Below are 19,174 nucleotides of genomic sequence, written 5' to 3'. Positions count from 1 at the left end.
TATTCCTAAGGAATAGCGGGGGGAAGGTATTTAAATGAAAAATTTAAAAAAACTGCGTTATGCAGTGCACTAGCGATTTATATGACTGTGATTTTATGATTTAGTTCAAAAAAGCTATTTTTTTATAAAATTCATTATTTGCGTTTTAATTCCTTCCTCATCTAATTGCAATTCGCGCCACATTTCTTGTTGGGTAGCTTGTGGAATAAAATAATCCGGTAAACCAAGGTGTAAAAGTGCGGTTGATTTTGCTGAAGAATTTATCACTTCCGCCACTGCAGAACCCGCTCCCCCTTGAATGGCATTTTCTTCTAATGTCACCAAATAATCGTGCGTTTGCGATAGTACATTAATCATTTCCACATCTAAAGGTTTCACAAAACGCATATCAACAACGGTTGCATTGAGCTTTTCGGCTACTTTTAATGCGGCAGGTAAGAGCGTACCAAAGTTTAAAATGGCAATTTTTTCCCCTTCTTTTATGAGGCGGGATTTACCAATCGGTAGCATTTCTAATGGTGCTAATTCTACGCCCACCGCATTACCGCGCGGATAACGCACAGCGGCAGGTTTTCCACATTTGTAGCCGGTGTAAAGCATTTGACGACACTCGTTTTCATCGCTTGGTGTCATAATAATTATATTCGGAATGCAGCGCATAAAACTTAAATCAAAAGCGCCTTGGTGGGTTTGTCCGTCTGCGCCGACAATACCGGCGCGATCAATTGCAAATAAAACTGGTAAGTTTTGAATCGCCACATCATGAATAAGTTGATCGTAAGCGCGTTGTAGGAATGTGGAATAAATCGCCACAACAGGCTTATATCCTCCTATCGCCAAACCTGCCGCAAAAGTAACGGCATGTTGCTCAGCAATGGCAACATCAAAATATTGTTCGGGGAAACGTTGGGAAAATTCCACCATACCTGAGCCTTCACGCATTGCAGGTGTAATGCCGATAATTTTTGAATCTTTTTCTGCCATTTCACAAAGCCAATCACCAAAAATTTTAGAATAAGTCGGCTTAACATTTGATTTTGGTAATTCACCGCTGGTCGGATCAAACTTCGGTACCCCGTGAAATCCGATAGGATCTTTTTCTGCCGGCGCATAGCCTTTCCCTTTCTTGGTTTTGATATGTAAAAATTGCGGGCCTTTTAAGTTACGCATATTAGAGAGTGTTGCAATCAATTCATCAATATTGTGCCCATCAATCGGACCGATATAATTAAAACCGAGTTCTTCAAATAAAGTACTTTCCGGTGAAAACATTACCCCTTTCATATGTTCTTCGGTTTTCTTCATAAAGTTTTTTACAGGCGGGACTTTATCAAGGATTTTTTTACTTCCATCACGAAGTGATGAATAAAGTGAACCGGAAAAAATACGTGCCAAGTGGTTGTTTAATGCGCCCACGTTTTCAGAAATGGACATTTCATTGTCATTTAAAATAACAAGCATATCGGTATGCAATGCACCGGCGTGATTTAACGCTTCAAACGCCATACCGGCGGTAATTGCGCCATCTCCGATCACACAAACGGTTCTACGCCCGGCATTTTCTCTTTCCGCCGCAATGGCAATGCCTAATCCGGCACTGATTGAAGTGGAAGAATGGCCTACGCTTAACACGTCAAACTCGCTTTCTTCACGCCAAGGGAAAGGGTGAAGACCGTTTTTCTGACGAATCGTGGACATTTGATCACGGCGACCGGTAAGAATTTTATGCGGATAGGCTTGATGACCCACATCCCAAATCAGTTGATCAAAGGGCGTTTTATACACGTAATGCAAGGCAACCGTCAGTTCTACCGCACCTAAACCGGAAGCTAAATGTCCACTGCTTTGACTAACGGATTCTAAAAGATAATTGCGTAACTCTTGGCAAAGTTGAGGAAGTTGATCTTTATTTAAAAGACGTAAATCTTCCGGTGAATTAATAAGAGATAAAAGAGAGTAGTTGTTCATATCGTTAGTCATTCCACAAAATATTTAAATTTCCGACCGCACTTTTGTGACGCGGTCGCAATTAACTTTTTCTTGTAATAATAAATTCTGCCAATGCACGCAGTGCGGTGGTATCGAAAGGAATTTTTTCTAATTCGGATAAGGCGGTTTGGTATAAATCTTGCGCTTTTTGTTTCGCCCCATTCAGACCAAGTAATTTCGGATACGTGCTTTTATCTAAACCTAAATCCGAGCCTACCGGTTTGCCTATTTCCGCACTATCGCCTTCAATGTCTAAAATATCGTCTTGTACTTGGAACGCCAAACCAATCGCATTGGCATAATTTATCAATGCGATTTCCAACGTTTTGTCGGAAAAATGAGGTGAACAAATAAAACCGAGCTTTAATGCTGCGGTAAGCAATGCGCCGGTTTTATTACGATGGATTAATTCTAATTCAGCCAAACTAATTTGTTTATGTTCGGAAATCAAATCTAAACTTTGCCCCAAGCACATCCCTTTCACTCCGGAAGCGTTCGCCAAAACCTGAATTAATGCGAGTTTTTGTTCCGCCGAAAGAGAAGGAATTTGAGTAAGCATATCAAAGGCAAAGGTTTGTAGTGCATCACCGGCAAGAATAGCGGTGGCTTCATCAAAAGCGATATGGCAGGTTGGGTGGCCACGGCGTAGATCATCATTATCCATCGCCGGTAAATCATCATGGATTAAGGAGTAAGCATGAACGGCTTCAATCGCCGCCGCACAATAATCCAAATTTTGTTCATTTGCGCCAAGCATTTTTCCGGTGGCATAAACCAAAAAAGGACGAACGCGTTTTCCTCCCAATAATAAACCGTATTTCATCGCATCACGTAAGGGTGAATTGTAAGTCTCAATGCGCTCAAATTGCATTTCTAAAAAAGTATTAATACGCATTTGAACCATATTTAATTCTTGAGCAAACCAACTCATTTTTATTCGTTTCCTTCGTAATCCGTCAAAGGTGCAGTTTCGCTTTTTTGTGACAGAATTTGAATCCGCTGTTCTGCCTGTTGCAAGCGTTCTTGCCCCAATTGGGCTAATTTAACGCCTTGTTCAAACGCCTTTAATGCTTCTTCTAAAGGCAATTCGCCACTTTCTAAATTTGAAACAATGGTTTCTAATTGCGTTAATGTAGCTTCAAAATCTTGTGAAGTTGTGGGTTTACGCGCCATTAATCAATCCTTTTTATGGAGAAAGATATTGCTGCGTATTGTACTTTATTTTGGCGGGATGTTAAAAAATTATTTCAAAATTCGTTACTTATAAAAAGATGGTCGCTTTTTGTTGTATGGACTTTTCCTTTTCTTTGCGTAAAATGTTCGCCATTTTTTAATAAATTTAGTTCCTATGAAATTTATCGTTAAACTTTTCCCTGAAATTATGATTAAAAGCGAAACGGTACGTAAACGTTTCGCGAAAATTCTTACCAGTAATATTCGTAATATTTTACAAAAATATGATGAAGATACCGCAGTAGTACGCCATTGGGATTACATTGAAGTGCGGTCAAAAAACGAAGCGAATCGAGAAGCGTTAATTGCCTTATTACAGCGTATTCCGGGTATTCATCACTTTTTAGAAGTAGAAGAAAAATCATTCACCGATTTACACCACATTTTTGAACTCACCCTTTCCGAAGTAGAACATCAACTCCAAGGAAAAACCTTTTGTGTACGGGTAAAACGTAAAGGGAAACACAAATTCAGTTCCATTGAAGCGGAGCGTTATATTGGCGGTGGATTAAATCAACATATTGAAAGTGCCAAAGTTCGTCTAAAAAATCCTGATGTAACGGTGCGCATTGATATTGAAGACGACAAAATAATGTTGGTAAAAGCACGCTATGCAGGGCTTGGCGGTTATCCGATCGGTACACAGGAAGATGTGCTTTCTTTGATTTCCGGTGGGTTTGATTCCGGTGTTTCCAGCTATATGTTGGTTCGTCGTGGTTCTCGCGTACATTATTGTTTCTTTAATCTCGGCGGAGCAGCACACGAGATTGGCGTAAAGCAAATGGCGTATCATATTTGGCAACGTTACAGTGCTTCTCACAAGGTACGTTTTATTGCGATTAATTTTGAAGGTGTTGTCGGGGAGATCTTAGAGAAAATCGATAACGGTCAAATGGGGGTTGTGTTAAAACGAATGATGGTACGTGCAGCAAGCAAAGTGGCGGCACGTTTCAATATTGAAGCCATTGTAACGGGGGAAGCATTAGGACAGGTTTCCAGCCAAACCTTAACGAATTTGCGCCTGATTGATGAGGCGGCAGATGCCTTGGTGTTACGTCCGCTTATCACACACGATAAGGAACAAATTATTGCAATGGCGAAAGAAATCGGTACCGATGATATTGCGAAATCGATGCCGGAATTTTGTGGAGTGATTTCTAAAAATCCAACCATTAAAGCCATACGTGAAAAAATCCTTATTGAAGAAAACAATTTTGACTTTGAGATTTTAGAAAGTGCGGTAGAAAATGCGCAATATTTAGATATTCGCCAAATCGCCGAGGAAACAGAAAAAGAAGTGGTCGCAGTGGATACGATTTCCACATTGGGGAACAATGATGTGATTCTGGATATTCGTAGCCCGGAAGAAACAGACGAGAAGCCCTTTGAATCGGAGAGTCACGAAGTGGTGCAAATGCCATTTTATAAACTTTCATCACAATTCGGTTCGCTTGATCAAAACAAAAATTATGTACTTTATTGCGAACGTGGCGTAATGAGTAAGTTACAAGCCTTGTATTTGAAAGAAAACGGCTTTACAAACGTACGCGTATTTTCCCCAAAATAGCCACAATTTGTACCGCACTTTTGCGTAAAGTGCGGTACAAAAACGCATAATATACTTGGGATAAATTATCCGCCTAATTCTTCCAACATTTCATCAATGGCTTTCGCCAGTAAGGTGCGGTCGTGGCGATAGTTAAAATCATCGGCATTTAGACGTTTTTTTAATACTTTTACTGAGGAAATATCAGCTAAATCCGCTTCACTTCTTTCATTCGGCGTAATAATTGCATCCAGAATTTCAGCCTTGATGGTACGGTGAATCCACTGTACGCGTGTATTCAAAGAAAGGGTAGAAGCCGCTCCCAATTCAACGCCTAAATTATCAATAAAGATTTTTTTCGCAGTGCTTGTGCGAATTGCCGAGGCAATATCCGGTAAAAGCAGGGGAGGCATAATGCTGGTTAAAAAACTGCCGGGACCGAATAAGATCACGTCCGCATGATGAATTGCTTGAATAGCTTCAGGTGTCGCTTGCACCAAAGGAACAAGAAATAAGGATTGAGGCAGTTCTGTTAAATTATCTATACTGACTTCACCGACAATGCTTGAACCTGCGCCAAGACTTGCTGCAAGATGAACCGAGGCTTCGGACATCGGAATCAAATGAGATTTTACATGCAACAATTCACGGATTAAATTTACGCTCTCAAGAGGGCGAATATGCATATTTTCGAGTGCTTTCAGCATTAAATTGCCTAGATTGTGTCCGGCAAGTTCTCCATTTCCGCTAAAGCGATATTCAAATAATGCAGAGGCTGTACTGGGTTCCGTGATGATTTGATTTAGGCAATTTCGCAAATCCCCCCAAGCAATGCCGCCTTGTTCTAGTCGGATACGCCCGGTTGAACCACCATTATCCGTTGTAGTAACAATGCCGGTTAAGCGTTCTTTCATAAAACTTAAAGCGGACATTACTCTTCCTAATCCATGCCCGCCGCCAATGGCGACAACGCGTAAACCGTTCAAATATTCATACTGACGGTGTGAAATAAAATTTGACATAGTTTTCTACCTAGAACGTATTAATTTACTCGCTATTATATAGTTTTTTATATAATTGATTTAAAGGAATTTCCTAAATTTGTGATCAAATTCAAATGATTTCATTGCGTTCTTTATTAAGAATTTCTTAAAATGAGAGCTACATTTTATCGCATAACTCCGAGCTTGTTTTGTCTAAGTTCATTAATGAATATGACGGCAATGCCAATAACGATGTACGTTATTCAGGGATACGTTGGAAACGGCTTATCCTCTCATTTTAGAAAGGTGTCTCATGCAATCTATTCCAATTAAGAACGTAGGGAATGAGCGTCTGGTCGATTCGTTTCAACGTGTTTATTATTATTTGCGACTGTCGATCACTGAGCAGTGCAATTTTCGTTGTAACTATTGTTTACCGAATGGGTATCGGCCGGAAACAAACACTCCCCGTTTTCTTACCTTAAATGAAATTACACGTGTAGCCCAAGCCTTTGCCGATATGGGAACGGAAAAAATCCGTTTAACGGGAGGGGAACCCACCTTACGTAAGGATTTTCTCGCCATTGCCGAAAATATCGCGCAAATAGCGGGTATCCGTCAACTTGCCTTGACCACAAACGGCTATCGTATGGCAAAAGATGTTGATGCTTGGAAACGTTCCGGTATTACTTCTATCAATGTTAGCGTTGATAGCCTGAGCCCCAAAATGTTTCATCAAATAACCGGCATTAATAAGTTTGATGATGTGATGAGAGGGATTGAGCGTGCTTTTGAGATTGGTTATAAAAAAGTAAAAGTCAATTCTGTTTTAATGAAAAATTTGAATGATAACGAATTTAACCAATTTTTAGTTTGGGTAAAAGATCGCCCTATTCAAATGCGCTTTATTGAACTTATGCAAACCGGCGAGATGGCGCAATTCTTTCATCGCTACCATTTATCCGGTGAAATACTGATGCAAAAATTGATTTCACAAGGTTGGAAACAACAGCAACGGGCGATAACGGATGGGCCCGCGAAAGTGTTCAAACACCCGGATTACCTTGGGGAAATCGGATTGATTATGCCTTATGAGAAAGATTTTTGTGCAAGTTGTAATCGACTACGTGTTTCGTCAAAAGGAAAATTACACCTTTGTTTGTTTGGTGAAGAGGGGATTGAACTGCGTGATTTATTACAATCCGATGATCAACAAACATTGTTACAAGGTCGTATTTTTGCAGCTCTACAAGGAAAACGCGAACATCATTATTTACACCAAGGTGATAGCGGCGTTCGCAATCATCTTGCTTCAATCGGCGGATAATCGCTAAAATTTTTTCAAAATCAACCGCACTTTTAAATTATGACAACATTGACTCATATCAATAGCCGAGGCGAAGCCAATATGGTAGACGTTTCCGGTAAAAATGAAACCGTGCGAGAAGCACGCGCAGAAGCGATTGTGACTATGTCACAAGAAACCCTATCTATGATAATGGAAGGGAAGCATCATAAAGGAGATGTATTTGCAACAGCACGTATTGCCGGTATTCAAGCGGCTAAACGCACTTGGGAGCTTATTCCGCTATGTCACCCATTGCTACTTTCTAAAGTAGAGGTTTCTCTTGAACCATTATTTAAAACAAATCAGATTCGTATTGAATCCCTCTGTAAACTAACCGGAAAAACCGGGGTGGAAATGGAAGCGTTAACTGCAGCAAGTGTCGCAGCATTAACCATTTACGATATGTGCAAAGCTGTGCAGAAAGACATTGTGATCGAGCACATTCGTTTGCTTGAAAAGTGCGGTGGAAAATCAGGACATTTTTTAGCGGAGAAATAAATGTTAAACGTATTATTTTTTGCTCAAACCCGCGAATTAATCGGTATAGATGAAATTCAAGTGGAAGATAATTTTGAAACTGCCGAAGCGTTACGTGAATATTTAAGCCGAAAAGGTGAAAAATGGGCGTTGGCGTTAGAAAAAGGAAAATTGCTTGTTGCAATCAATCAAACCTTAATGCCACTTGAAAGTGCGATAAAATCCGGTGATGAAATCGCCTTTTTTCCACCGGTGACAGGAGGATAATATGGACGATATTGAAATAGCAGTGCAAGAAGCTAAATTTGATCAAAATACGATTTATCATTGGCTTTCGGAACAAAAATCTGTTGGCGCCACGGTTATTTTTGTCGGTAAAGTTCGCGATCTAAATCTAGGAGATAATATTTCCAGTCTCTATCTTGAGCATTATCCCGCTATGACGGAAAAGGCTATACGTGAAATTGTGACAGAAGCTAAAAAACGCTGGTCAATCCAGCGTGTATGCGTAATTCATCGTGTAGGTTTATTGCATACCGGTGATGAAATCGTACTTGTAGGCGTAAGTTCTTCACATCGTGGCGATGCATATTGCGCCAACGAATTTATTATGGATTACCTTAAATCAAAAGCACCGTTTTGGAAAAAAGAACAAACAAATAAAGGCGAGCGTTGGATTGAGGCGAGGGAGTCAGATAAAAAAGCCCTGGAAAAATGGTAGTGATTTTTGCAAAAGTGCGGTCGGTTTTTTTAAAGAATTTTATGTAAAAGCAAAGCTCGGGAATCCCGAGCTTTGATGATTTCACCGTTTAAGCGGTTACAGTTGCTAATTTCTCTAAATCTTTATCAATTAAGAATAAAGCTTTACCATCTTCACCGAGTATATTGAGTTTATCCAAAATACTGCTAAAGAGTTTTTCTTCTTCGTGTTGTTCTGCAACATACCATTGTAAGAAATTGAATGCGGAATAATCTTTTTCTTCAAAAGTTTTTCCTACTAACTCATTGATTTTATCGGTGATAAATTTTTCGTGCTTATAAGTAAGTTCAAGCACTTCTTTTAGTGATTTATATACGTGAGACGGTGCTTCAATGGCAGAAATGATTGGCAATGCACCGGTTTCATTCAAATAAGTGAATAATTTTCGCATATGTGTCATTTCTTCCGCTGCGTGAGCAGATAAAAATTTTGCCGCGCCCTCAAAGCCTTGTTGTTCACACCAAGCGCTCATTTGAAGATACAAATTAGAAGAATAAAATTCCAAATTCATTTGATCATTTAATAGTTTTACTACATTTGCCGATAACATTTTATTTCTCCTCTTGATTATAAAGTGGCTAAATCACGATCTACGAAGTATAAACCTCGACCGTCTTCACCGACTAAATTAAATTTATCAATAATACCACTGAACAGTTTTTCTTCTTCATGTTGCTCAGCAACGTACCATTGCAAGAAATTGAAGGTAGAGTAGTCTTTATTTGCAAAAGTTACTTCAACCAATTCATTGATTTTTGAAGTCACCAGCTTCTCGTGTTCAAGTGTTGTTTCAAAAACTTCTTTTAATGAAGTGTAATCATTTTTAGGTGCCTCAATTCGACCTAAAAGCGGCATACCGCTGGTTTCACTTACATATTGGAATAACTTTTGCATATGTTCTAATTCTTCATCCGCATGGCGAAGTAAAAATGCAGCCGCACCTTCATAGCCATGTTTTGAACACCAAGCGCTCATCTGTAAGTAAACATTAGAAGAGTAGAATTCCAAATTGATTTGTTCGTTTAGTTTATCTGTGATTGCTTGTTTAAGCATAACTAACTCCTTTCCATTTGATTGATAAAAAGCAATAAATCTCAAATTGCAGTGCATATTTTAAGCTTTTAAATGAGAATTTGCAAATTATTTTATAAACTTTTATTTGTAACTCATTAATTTTAAAGAATAAATACAACAACAATTATTCTCATTTAAAACAATTGAAAGTAATCATTATAATGACAACGTCACATATTTTATAAATCATCTAAATTTCAATTCCGAATAAAATAAAATTGTAATTACACCCATTTCATGTAGCTATTTCTAAATATTTTCACTTAAACAATTTGAGGAAAGTTTACAATTTTTTGCGAGTGAAAAGTAGTTAGACGAGGTAGAGTATAAATCACAAATTAAAAGTTACATTTTTATACCACTAATTTAACATAATATACATTATGCGAAATTAGTTATACGGTAAGTAAAAGCTACGGATTAAATAAATCACAGAGTTATGCACAAGCGTGAAATACTAGCAAAACAAGACGGAAAAGCGATTTTAAAAGGTTGTGAGCCGATTTTATCGTGTTTTATTGAATGGTTGAAATTGATTGTCAGGTATTTGTAAAGGCTTTTTGGTGAGGTTTAAGTTTTTATTTTTCGACAGGTGCAGTTAATATTCAGTGATTTATTTTCAAAGCGAAAAAATAATGAGATAAAAAAAGTGCGGTCATTTTTAGCCGCACTTTTCAATTTATGATAGGATTTAACGTTTTTAAGAGTTTTTGTTATGCTGTCACAAGTCTAGTTAAGTAGCTTAGTCCCGTATTCATAGATCTGTTGTAATAAAGCTAATTTTTCCGGATTATTGGCGTTTTCACTCGCAAGACGCTGTAAACTTTCCTCAAAATCAACTGCACTTTGTTCAAGTTTACGCTGGCGATATTTCTGCCATCTTATTTGTTCAGCACGTATTAAGGTTTTATAAAAATGCCGAGCACGATAATGAAATAACAATTCAGGAATACGTTTATCTTCAAATGCCAGACCATGGTCAGCGAGTTTTTCCGGTGCTAAATTGCGTAAAATCTCCATATTATTTTTGTCAGCATTACTAAAGAAACCATTGTATAGCTCGGTTTCGACATTATCACTTACATCAAATGAACGTTCTTCTGAAAAAATATCGGTCACTTTTTCACGAATATCAAAAGATTGGCGTAACTTAGTCAGATTTTCTAAGCATAGTTGACGATTAATGCCTAGTCGTGCTGCATTTTCAGGTAGCAAGGTTTTTGCCGGTGCAAGAATCGGGCATTTATTGATATGCACTAATTTTAGTGGTACGGATGAAATCCCCTGAGCTTCTAGCTCTGATTTTTTGGTATACAATGTAGTGCGTAATTTATCTGCACTTTTCATCAATAAATTATCAATATCCCCACTTAAATCGCAGACAATCACTGCGTTTTGATTTATCGGATGCCAAGCTATCGGCGCAACCCAAGCACAGTTTCCACGATAATTCCCTAGCATTCCGGAAACATGTACTAAAGGCGTCATTTCAGCCGTATTGATAAGTTTTTCAATTTCTTTTTTACCTCGATTTTCAAAGAAATATTGAAATAATTTGGGTTGTTTTTCTTTAATGAGTTTTGCCATTGCAATTGTTGCGTAAACATCTGCCATTGCATCATGGGCATTTTCATGCTCAATACCATTAGCTTTGGTGAGTTTTTCTAATTTAAAACTTGGCATTCCTTCATCGTCATATGCCCAATTTATACCATCGGGGCGAAGAGCATAGCACGCCCGCACAAGATCTAACAAATCCCAACGGGAATTACCATTTTTCCAACTATATTCATAAGGATCGATAAAATTACGATAAAAAGTATAGCGTGTCATTTCATCATCATAACGAATATTGTTATACCCCATTACACAGGTATTCGGCTGAGAAAACTCGGCTAAAATTCTTGTGGCAAATTCAGGTTCAGGTATCCCCTTTTCATTACATTCTTGTGGCGTAATACCGGTTACCATCACTGCTTCCGGTGCCGGTAAATAATCATTCGTTTGTTTACAATACAACATTATCGGCTCACCAATAATGTTAAAATCCGCATCCGTTCGGATTCCGGCAAATTGTGCAGGACGATCTTTTGCCGGGCTGACACCAAAACTTTCGTAATCGTAGATAAAAAAACTGAAATTTTTTGTCATACTACTCTCTCTTACGCCATTATTTTGTCTAAATAATACAAGCAAAAAATCGCACTCAAACTAAATCCAATTCCCAACCAATTAATTTTACTCATCTTTTCTTTAAATATTAGAGCGCCGGTAAACGTGCCTAAACAAATCACACCAATATTCATTCCGGTAAAAACAAGTGTTGGGTTTCCGCCGAAACTTTGGTGTGCTTTGATATAAAATAGGATATTAAAGAAATTTAATGTTCCTAAAATAATGCCGCCAAATAAGCTTGGCACAGTCCATTGTGTGCGTTTTAGCAATAAAAAGATAAACATTAAACAGGCAGCCAAAGAGAAAGAGATAAATAATGTCGCAGGAAATGCTCCCCCACTTTTTGCCACCTGTTTGAATAAAATATCAATAATGCCATACCCAAACCATACGCCAATCAATCCCAAAATACCTTTAAAATTGACCGCACTTTGTCCTTGAATCGGTTTTGTTAACAGACAAAATAATCCGATAAACGCCAAAACAATCCCGATTAATTTAGTCTGGCTTAGCGTTTCGTTAAAAAGAAGAAATGCCGCTAAGATCGGTAAGAATAAAGAAAGACGCTGTGCTGCATCAGAGCGTACAATACCGGCAAACTCCACTGCTTTTGACATAATAATAAATACGCTAGGCAACAATAATCCCAATGCCAAGAAAATCAATACACTTTCACTTTGCGTAATATAATCAACAAATTCTAATCCTTTAAAATCAGGTTTAAGTAGAAAATAGCTGAAAATGATTGCAGTGATATAATTGAAAGCGATAGCCTGTTCAATAATGATATTTTTTTTACGTGCAATTTTGAGAAATATTGAAACGGCAACGCTACAAAGAATAGCAAGAATAAGATTGTGCATAATGATCTCCCTTATAACAAAACTGCGATCAAAAATGCTAAAATTTTCAACCGCACTTTCCTCTCTATAATTTATTCTGTTGCGCCAAACCCTCGCAATCCTACCACGTGTACGTGTTCTTGGTTGCCTGCAATTTTACGTACCAATTTATAGGTTGTTCCTTTTTCCGGACTAATGTTTTCCGGCGCGGCAATAAGTAATTGCATATCCAAACGTTCGCAAAGCTCAAATAAGGTAGAAATGGATTTTCCATCTAAACGTGCAGCCTCATCAAGGAATAACAAACGACAAGGTACAATATCTTTACCGCGAATACGGCGACTTTCCTCCTCCCAACTTTGCACCACCATTAGGAGAATTGACATCCCCGTACCAATCGCTTCACCGGTTGAAAGTGCACCGCTTTCAGCACGCAACCAACCGTCCGCACCACGGAAAACTTCCACTTCAAGTTCAAGATAATTACGATAATCCAACAGTTCTTCGCCAATGGTTTGTGCGGTGCGCTGCCCCATATCAATATGCGGATTAATACGTTGATAAAGCTTCGCCATTGCTTCCGAGAAAGTAATGCGGTTATCGTTAAACAAATCTTGATATTCGTCTTGCTGACCGGAAAGCGCATCCAACAACATTGCGTGCGTATCACGAATATTAACGACTAAACGCACTGATTTTACCTGACCGAATGCAATATTCTGTAAACCTTGGTTGAGCATACGAATACGATTTTGCTCACGTTGAATCGTTTTACGCATAATATTTGCAACACTTTCCGAACTAATCGCAAGTTTTTTCTCCCGTCCGGTCAATTCTGCCGTTAAGCGGGAAAGCTCAATTTCCATTTGCTCGATTGCATCAATCGGATCGTCCGTTTTAATAATGTCTTGACGAATACGTTCGCGCAGATGTTGATAAACGGCAATAAAGAATCGCACTTTATTTTCCGGTTTACGATTGTCTTCCGATACACGCAAACTATCACGCAAGTATTCATTATCCGCTACGGCAGTACGCAACGCCCCTAACGCTTTATCCGACATTGAACGCAATTCATCTGCCGATAAATAAGCAAGTTCACGGCGGTTTAAGCGTTTTTCAACATCAGAATTACGTGACAGACGTAGTACCACACACCAGCTGACTTTTACGGCAACCACTAATTCACGTTGTGTTTTGTAATCACGCTCCGCTTTACGAATACGGCGACTGAGACTTTCCGCTTCACTCTCAATTAATGTAAGTTGTTTTTCTACGTAAGAACGGCGTTGGCGACCGGTTGAAAGTTGTTGATATAACTCATCACGGCGAATACGTGCACGCTCCTCTGCCCCTTCATCTGCACGTACGCCTAATTCACCGACTTCATCAATGAGTTCTTTCAGTAACTGATTTTTGCTTTCGTGAGAACTTTGTAACCCGATAAATACTTGATTATATTGTGCAAACTGGCTTTGTTTTTGACGAAGCTGTTCTCGTTGCGCATCACGTTGCGCTTGCATTTGTTCTAAACGTTGACGTAATTGCTCGTTTAATTCTGACGTTTCTGCCTGCCCTGCATCTTCATAAGCAAAATGATGTTTACGTTGAACCACATCCGCCAAAGCAAATACACGTTGTTGAGCTTGCTTTTGACGTTCGATAACTTGTGTTAGCTCATTTTTTAAACCTTCATAGTTTTCCGGATCGCTTTGTAATGTGTTTGCAATCGGTTCTAATTGTGACAACATCACACCATACTGACGTATAAACAGCTCATCTTGCTTCGAAAGATCTAATTGTTCGCGACATTCTTCAATTCGATCAATTAAATCGTCATCCGCTAACACATTTAATTGTGGAATGAGTTTATTAAGCAGCTGCATTTTTTCTTTCGCATTATCTAATTTAATGCGTAATTGCTGTTCGCCACTGCTAAATTGATTTAATTCCCGTTCGATTTCATTACGCTCCCGATTGATTTCAGCCATTAACTCTTCCGGATTCGGCTGGAATGCCAATGCTAAATGCAAGCCGACAAATTGGCTGAAATGCTCGTGTAAGCGTTGACATTTTTGAACATCAAAAGCGATTTGAGCGTAATCTTCCGCCACTTCATCACGTTGAACGGTTAATTCCTCTAAATGTTTCTCACGGGCCGCTCTGCCGAATAATGGAATTTCCGGGAATTTGGAATAACGTAATTGTCGATCTGAAACCTGTACGACAACACCAAGTTCAAGTTCCTGTGCGGATAATACGTTATCATCAAAGGCCGTTGGGTCGCCTTCGATGAGATATAAATCATCGGGGCAATCATCAAGTCGGGCAAGTTGTTCACGCACAGTATTGAGATCCCGTACAACGATAGCATGACGGGCCGGGCCATAAAGCGCAGAGAAATAAGGGGCATCTTCAATCGGTACGTCATCATAAAGTTCCGAAAGCAATACGCCGCCGAAACGTTCTGCCAGTGTATTTAAACGGACATCTTCAGAACCGTCCGGTTGGCTTAAACGGGAAATTTGCTCATCAAGCTGCTGGCGTTTATGTGCCAATTGATCCCGCTGCATTGTCAGTTCGCGTTCTTTTACGAGCTGGGCCTGCATAAAGTTCATTACGTCTTGGCTATGCTCAAAGCTTGTTCCGCTTTGCTCTTGTAAACGTTCTAATGCCGCTTGTGCCGTCAACCAAGCCGGTGCTTTACGTGCATTTTCCTCATAAAGTGCGGTTAAATTTTCACGTTTTTGGCGAAGTGTCGAGCGGGTTTCAACTTGTTCAGAAAGCTGTGCGGAAAGATTTTCGACCAATGCTTCCTGCTCTGCATGATATTCTTCTAATTCTTCCGCCGTTTCTAAATTCAAATTCGCACGTTGATTAAAATCGTTGAGCAATCTGACCGCACTTTGTTGCTGAGTATAACGTTGTTCAAGTTCGTGTAATTTTGCACGAAGTTGTGGCGTTTGCTGAGCTTGTAGTTTTTGACTTGGATATTCGCGTAACAATTCTTTCGCACTTTCCCACGCCGCAGAACGCGGTACATCGCCCGCAATTTTGCAAACAAGTTGGTATGCTTTATCAAACTGAGATTTCGCAGCCTCGGAAATAGACATTTTATGTTCCAATTCCAACACCGTTTCCGTTAAACTTTCTGCGTGAGCGGCAAATTCTGCGTGATAATCTTCTACATTTTTCACGCTTAATTCAGCCAATCCGCATAGCGTTTTTGCTTTTTCCAATGCGGCAATGGCTTGTTGATATTGAAGTGCTCGGGTTTGTTGTGCGTCTAGCGCCTGTTGATAATCCGCTAATTGCGCACGAATTTCATCAATTTCAATTTCGGTTTGTTCAAATTGCGCTTGGCTTTCTTCAAGTTGTTCATTCGCGGTTTCTACCACAATTTTTTGTTCTTCCAAACGTTCCTCAAGCTCAGCGACATCTTCCTGATAACGAGAAATTTTTTCTTGATGACGTAAGGCATTTAACACCAAATTCAAATGATCGACGGCACTTTGGTGATCCACTTCAAGGATACGTTCGCTTTCCTCAAGCTCTGCGGCTTCACGGCTTAGATCGATCAAACGATGCTGCGATAAATCTTGTTCCGCTTTGGCTTTATACCATTCACGGCGGGATGCCATTGCCATTTCAATATTGCCACGGCGTTCATTGGCATTGCGCATATAATCCGATGCCACATAATTAGTGGTTTCGGTAATTAAATGTTTGAATAAATCACGATCCGATTGGGTAACTTTGATCGCTTCCAATGTCATTCGATTTTCACGCAATGCGCTTTCCATATCTTGGAAAGCCTTACGCACGCCTAAGTTTTCGGGCAACAAATAATCGCGCAAAGAACGGGTAATCGCACTGGAAATCCCTCCGTATAAAGAGGCTTCGATCAGTTTATAGAATTTGCTACGATCAGAGGCGGAACGTAAACGTTTTGGAATAATACCGAGATCAAACATCATTCCATGGTAATCGGTGATAGATGAATACTGTTTGAACTGTGCGCCGAGATTTTCAATTTTTTCTTTGAGTTCATTTAGATTGAGTACGCGCGCTTGACGTTCACCCACGGTTTCAGTGAAAAGTGCGGTCGGATTTTGTGATAATTCTACGCCTTGAATAGAGAAGGTTTTTAAATCCACTTTTTTGTCACGACCGGCAACTTGTTGCAAACGTACCCCGACAAGAATACGCTGATGACGGGAATTGACAGTATCTAACACGGCATAACAAACTCCCGGACGTAATTTACCGTGCAACCCTTTATCGCGTGAACCACCGGTAGAACCGGCCTCTGTTGTATTACGAAAATGAAGCAATGTTAAATCCGGAATTAAAGCGGTGACAAAACCTGCCATTGTTGTGGATTTTCCCGCCCCATTACCGCCAGAAAGCGTTGTAACCAATTCATCTAAATCAAAAGTACGGGCAAAGAAACCGTTCCAGTTAATTAAGGTTAAAGAACGAAATTTACCGCGCTCCACTTCATTTTGGACGGTATTAAAAGGCGCTATAACATCTGCGGTTTCAGTTTCGTTTTCTAATTCGATTTCATTTCCTAATTCTAAAACATCAGACATTATGCTTGTTCTCCATCAAATTCTTCGTCAATTTCATCCGCACTTTCAATATTTTGTTCACTTAATTGCGCTTGTTTTTCTAATTCCAAGGATTCCGGCGTGGCGGCTTCCCCATCACGAATTAAGCGGGCTTGTGCTTCTAACGGATCATCGCCGGAACGCACTTCCGCACCAAAACGGAATACGGATTCGGAAATTGTGAATTTTCCACTGTTTTGTTCTCCCACCGTTTGAATCATTCCTAATCGACGTAAACGCCCGATTGCCGAACGTACTCTTTCAGCCAGTTTTTGTTTATCCAAATCCGAACCGCTGGAACGTTGATTGATGGCTTTCAATAATTTTCCTTCATCAGCAAGATTTAAAAGTTCATCATAGACTTCTTGCGTACTAAAAATACCCTGCTGAGCCAGACGTTCCGGACTAAGATAGAGATAACACAACACTTTCCCCACCAACATTTCTAACTCGCTGAGAACCGAACGTGAAATTAACGTTGTCGCTTTCGGGCGAAGATAGAAAAAACCTTCCGGTGCGCGAATGAGCTCCACATTATAGCGGCGATAAAAGCCATCCAGTTCGTTTTGAAAATCCATTAAGAAGGCGTGATGATCTAAATATTCCGTGCTGATATGACGACCGAAACGCAAAAGGCTATCGACAGCCGGAAATAACGGGTTTGCAATCGCTGTGGCGAGTTTTGGGGAAATTACATCTTGAAGGTTATCTGTCATTGTTTGTTCTCTTACTCTTTATGTCCTGTGTAAATTGTGCCGACCTTGCACCCTACAAATCTACTTAGAATTTGACCGCACTTTAATATTTATCAATCACATGTGCCTGTACTTCTGCGCCACGTTCATTAATTTCTTTCCAATGGGGATAAATACCGGATAAATCATCATTTGCCATTCCCAATCGCACCGCTTGATCCACAATAATTCGTGCGACATCAAAATGACGTGAAAGCGGGTAAGTGTCGAGCTGTTCTTTTAGAACCAGACTTAAATCAATCGGGCGGTTATTTTCACGATATGCAATCAGCAAGTTTTGCATATGTTCTACAATTTGATCCTGTAAATCGGAAAAGGATTCGTATTCCAGCGCGTCCGGCAACTCGCCTAATGCTTCGTCTTCACGTAAGACCATTTCTTCATCACGAAGATCTGACAAACTATCGGATTTCGCAATCCATAAGAACCAAGGATGATCAAAATAATTTCTGATGGAATTACGCAAACGCTGTGAAAATACGCGATTTTTATCCATGTCAATGGCGGTACGAATAAATTTGTGTACATGGCGATCGTAACCAATCCATAAATCAATCGCCTGTTGCCCCCAACTCATAATACGGTCGAGTTTGGATTGCAAATCGGTTATCAGTTGATCGATAAAATACAAATCATCACGCCCGATAACGCAATCTTGAATACGCAATAATTGGGCTTGGAGTTTGTCTCCCGCCGCATTCAAGGTATCTTGCAATTCACGCAGGTTACCGGAAGTTTCATCTAATAAACGTTCACAACTTGAAATTGCCGCTTGCCAATCTTTGGTAAGAAGTTCCGCAATTTCTTCTTTAATGCTCTGCTGATTTTCATCCATAATACGCTGAGAAAGATCGATACTATCGAAAATTTCCGCCACGGAATATTTCAATGGTGCAAACACATTGCGCCGCCAATAGTGTTCGGTCTCATTGTTTTTTGAACCTTCTTCGGCAGAATCCGAGGCACGTTGAATTTCGTCCGCTACAATGGAAAGTTGCACGGAAAGACGCAAAGCGGAGAATTCACGCTGACGAATATAATAATCGGACACACCGACACCAAGCGGTGTTAAACGGTAAATCGCCAAACCTTCGGTAAATTCGCTGCTAAATCGATTTAACAACCGTTGTTTTACCAGCTCATTGATTGCATTGTTAGCACGTGTGGCAACCGCCTCGGTTGATTGATCAAAAGCGTTCATCGTATGACGAAAAATATCCACCAGATCCGCTTCCAGCATTTCGCCGTCTAATCGTTCATTGTTATAAATTGAAATTGCCAATAAGAACACTAAGCGTTCGGTCGGTAAATTTAGTGAAAATTCGCGATCTTTCGCCCAAGAGACGAGTTCCGGAATAGTTTGTGATGTTTCAATCATT

Annotated in this window: 16 protein-coding genes and 1 riboswitch; of the genes, 5 read left to right on the top strand and 11 right to left on the bottom strand. The window is 39.7% G+C overall.

Annotated elements, in window-relative coordinates:
* Nucleotides 1-114: 114 nt before the first annotated feature.
* From dxs to xseB, 3 genes are read right to left on the bottom strand one after another with little or no spacing between them, the layout of a single operon-like run.
* Nucleotides 115-1,980 carry a 1-deoxy-D-xylulose-5-phosphate synthase gene (gene dxs, locus HEMROJRC1_RS00455; protein ID WP_226691122.1) on the bottom strand — a complete coding sequence of 622 codons (1,866 nt, stop codon included), beginning with the start codon at nucleotides 1,978-1,980 and terminating at the stop codon, nucleotides 115-117.
* Between the two features lie 49 nt (nucleotides 1,981-2,029).
* The gene (gene ispA, locus HEMROJRC1_RS00450) at nucleotides 2,030-2,920 is read right to left on the bottom strand and encodes a (2E,6E)-farnesyl diphosphate synthase (protein ID WP_226691121.1); all 891 of its coding nucleotides are present in this window, start codon (nucleotides 2,918-2,920) and stop codon (nucleotides 2,030-2,032) included.
* A 2-nt stretch (nucleotides 2,921-2,922) separates the two neighbouring features.
* Nucleotides 2,923-3,162: an exodeoxyribonuclease VII small subunit gene (gene xseB, locus HEMROJRC1_RS00445; RefSeq protein ID WP_226691120.1), complete on the bottom strand. Its 240-nt coding sequence runs from the start codon at nucleotides 3,160-3,162 to the stop codon at nucleotides 2,923-2,925.
* A gap of 175 nt (nucleotides 3,163-3,337) precedes the next feature.
* Here xseB and thiI point away from each other — a divergent pair, with 175 nt between their 5' ends.
* Nucleotides 3,338-4,789 carry a tRNA uracil 4-sulfurtransferase ThiI gene (gene thiI, locus HEMROJRC1_RS00440; RefSeq protein ID WP_226691119.1) on the top strand — a complete coding sequence of 484 codons (1,452 nt, stop codon included), beginning with the start codon at nucleotides 3,338-3,340 and terminating at the stop codon, nucleotides 4,787-4,789.
* A gap of 65 nt (nucleotides 4,790-4,854) precedes the next feature.
* Here the strand turns inward: thiI and yvcK are convergent, their stop codons facing one another.
* Entirely contained in the window at nucleotides 4,855-5,790 is a 936-nt protein-coding gene (gene yvcK, locus HEMROJRC1_RS00435; RefSeq protein ID WP_226691118.1) for a uridine diphosphate-N-acetylglucosamine-binding protein YvcK, read from the bottom strand.
* Between the two features lie 145 nt (nucleotides 5,791-5,935).
* A riboswitch (molybdenum cofactor riboswitch) is annotated at nucleotides 5,936-6,076 on the top strand.
* On the opposite strand from yvcK, the gene moaA reads away from it, so the two are divergent.
* From moaA to moaE, 4 genes are all read left to right on the top strand, one after another.
* Nucleotides 6,065-7,078, top strand: a complete 1,014-nt coding sequence (gene moaA, locus HEMROJRC1_RS00430) for a GTP 3',8-cyclase MoaA (RefSeq protein WP_226691117.1) — start codon at nucleotides 6,065-6,067, stop codon at nucleotides 7,076-7,078. It overlaps the preceding riboswitch by 12 nt.
* A gap of 39 nt (nucleotides 7,079-7,117) precedes the next feature.
* Nucleotides 7,118-7,597 carry a cyclic pyranopterin monophosphate synthase MoaC gene (gene moaC, locus HEMROJRC1_RS00425; protein WP_226691116.1) on the top strand — a complete coding sequence of 160 codons (480 nt, stop codon included), beginning with the start codon at nucleotides 7,118-7,120 and terminating at the stop codon, nucleotides 7,595-7,597.
* Entirely contained in the window at nucleotides 7,598-7,843 is a 246-nt protein-coding gene (gene moaD / locus HEMROJRC1_RS00420) for a molybdopterin synthase sulfur carrier subunit (protein WP_226691115.1), read from the top strand.
* Between the two features lies 1 nt (nucleotide 7,844).
* The gene (moaE, locus tag HEMROJRC1_RS00415) at nucleotides 7,845-8,297 is read left to right on the top strand and encodes a molybdopterin synthase catalytic subunit MoaE (protein WP_226691114.1); all 453 of its coding nucleotides are present in this window, start codon (nucleotides 7,845-7,847) and stop codon (nucleotides 8,295-8,297) included.
* Nucleotides 8,298-8,385: 88 nt separating this feature from the next.
* On the opposite strand, the gene ftnA (HEMROJRC1_RS00410) is transcribed toward moaE, so the two are convergent.
* From ftnA (HEMROJRC1_RS00410) to mukF, 7 genes are all read right to left on the bottom strand, one after another.
* Complete coding sequence (gene ftnA / locus HEMROJRC1_RS00410) at nucleotides 8,386-8,886, bottom strand: non-heme ferritin (protein WP_226691113.1); 501 nt, start codon at nucleotides 8,884-8,886, stop codon at nucleotides 8,386-8,388.
* 17 nt (nucleotides 8,887-8,903) lie between these two features.
* Entirely contained in the window at nucleotides 8,904-9,389 is a 486-nt protein-coding gene (gene ftnA, locus HEMROJRC1_RS00405) for a non-heme ferritin (protein WP_226691112.1), read from the bottom strand.
* Between the two features lie 750 nt (nucleotides 9,390-10,139).
* The gene (gene sbcB, locus HEMROJRC1_RS00400) at nucleotides 10,140-11,561 is read right to left on the bottom strand and encodes an exodeoxyribonuclease I (protein WP_226691111.1); all 1,422 of its coding nucleotides are present in this window, start codon (nucleotides 11,559-11,561) and stop codon (nucleotides 10,140-10,142) included.
* Nucleotides 11,562-11,572: 11 nt separating this feature from the next.
* Nucleotides 11,573-12,448: an EamA/RhaT family transporter gene (locus HEMROJRC1_RS00395; protein ID WP_226691110.1), complete on the bottom strand. Its 876-nt coding sequence runs from the start codon at nucleotides 12,446-12,448 to the stop codon at nucleotides 11,573-11,575.
* 71 nt (nucleotides 12,449-12,519) lie between these two features.
* Entirely contained in the window at nucleotides 12,520-17,022 is a 4,503-nt protein-coding gene (gene mukB, locus HEMROJRC1_RS00390) for a chromosome partition protein MukB (protein WP_226691109.1), read from the bottom strand.
* Nucleotides 17,022-17,756 carry a chromosome partition protein MukE gene (mukE, locus tag HEMROJRC1_RS00385; protein ID WP_226691108.1) on the bottom strand — a complete coding sequence of 245 codons (735 nt, stop codon included), beginning with the start codon at nucleotides 17,754-17,756 and terminating at the stop codon, nucleotides 17,022-17,024. The genes mukB and mukE overlap by 1 nt, the downstream gene beginning before the upstream one ends.
* Before the next feature lie 82 nt (nucleotides 17,757-17,838).
* Nucleotides 17,839-19,173 carry a chromosome partition protein MukF gene (mukF, locus tag HEMROJRC1_RS00380; RefSeq protein WP_226691107.1) on the bottom strand — a complete coding sequence of 445 codons (1,335 nt, stop codon included), beginning with the start codon at nucleotides 19,171-19,173 and terminating at the stop codon, nucleotides 17,839-17,841.
* Between the last annotated feature and the right edge of the window lies 1 nt (nucleotide 19,174).

The sequence above is a fragment of the Rodentibacter sp. JRC1 genome, from assembly GCF_020521555.1.
In the GTDB taxonomy this organism is placed as follows: domain Bacteria; phylum Pseudomonadota; class Gammaproteobacteria; order Enterobacterales; family Pasteurellaceae; genus Rodentibacter; species Rodentibacter abscessus.
Note: the sequence above shows the minus strand (reverse complement) of the source record. Positions and strands in the feature narration are given on the sequence as shown.

Bases quoted from the DNA above. Each gene is read 5' to 3' on its own strand.
- ftnA (WP_226691112.1), bottom strand. From the start codon at position 9,389: ATGCTTAAACAAGCAATCACAGATAAACTAAACGAACAAATCAATTTG.
- mukB (WP_226691109.1), bottom strand. From the start codon at position 17,022: ATGTCTGATGTTTTAGAATTAGGAAATGAAATCGAATTAGAAAACGAA.
- mukF (WP_226691107.1), bottom strand. From the start codon at position 19,173: ATGATTGAAACATCACAAACTATTCCGGAACTCGTCTCTTGGGCGAAA.
- dxs (WP_226691122.1), bottom strand. From the start codon at position 1,980: ATGACTAACGATATGAACAACTACTCTCTTTTATCTCTTATTAATTCA.
- yvcK (WP_226691118.1), bottom strand. From the start codon at position 5,790: ATGTCAAATTTTATTTCACACCGTCAGTATGAATATTTGAACGGTTTA.
- xseB (WP_226691120.1), bottom strand. From the start codon at position 3,162: ATGGCGCGTAAACCCACAACTTCACAAGATTTTGAAGCTACATTAACG.
- moaC (WP_226691116.1), top strand. From the start codon at position 7,118: ATGACAACATTGACTCATATCAATAGCCGAGGCGAAGCCAATATGGTA.
- ispA (WP_226691121.1), bottom strand. From the start codon at position 2,920: ATGAGTTGGTTTGCTCAAGAATTAAATATGGTTCAAATGCGTATTAAT.
- sbcB (WP_226691111.1), bottom strand. From the start codon at position 11,561: ATGACAAAAAATTTCAGTTTTTTTATCTACGATTACGAAAGTTTTGGT.
- mukE (WP_226691108.1), bottom strand. From the start codon at position 17,756: ATGACAGATAACCTTCAAGATGTAATTTCCCCAAAACTCGCCACAGCG.
- moaD (WP_226691115.1), top strand. From the start codon at position 7,598: ATGTTAAACGTATTATTTTTTGCTCAAACCCGCGAATTAATCGGTATA.
- moaE (WP_226691114.1), top strand. From the start codon at position 7,845: ATGGACGATATTGAAATAGCAGTGCAAGAAGCTAAATTTGATCAAAAT.
- moaA (WP_226691117.1), top strand. From the start codon at position 6,065: ATGCAATCTATTCCAATTAAGAACGTAGGGAATGAGCGTCTGGTCGAT.
- thiI (WP_226691119.1), top strand. From the start codon at position 3,338: ATGAAATTTATCGTTAAACTTTTCCCTGAAATTATGATTAAAAGCGAA.
- HEMROJRC1_RS00395 (WP_226691110.1), bottom strand. From the start codon at position 12,448: ATGCACAATCTTATTCTTGCTATTCTTTGTAGCGTTGCCGTTTCAATA.
- ftnA (WP_226691113.1), bottom strand. From the start codon at position 8,886: ATGTTATCGGCAAATGTAGTAAAACTATTAAATGATCAAATGAATTTG.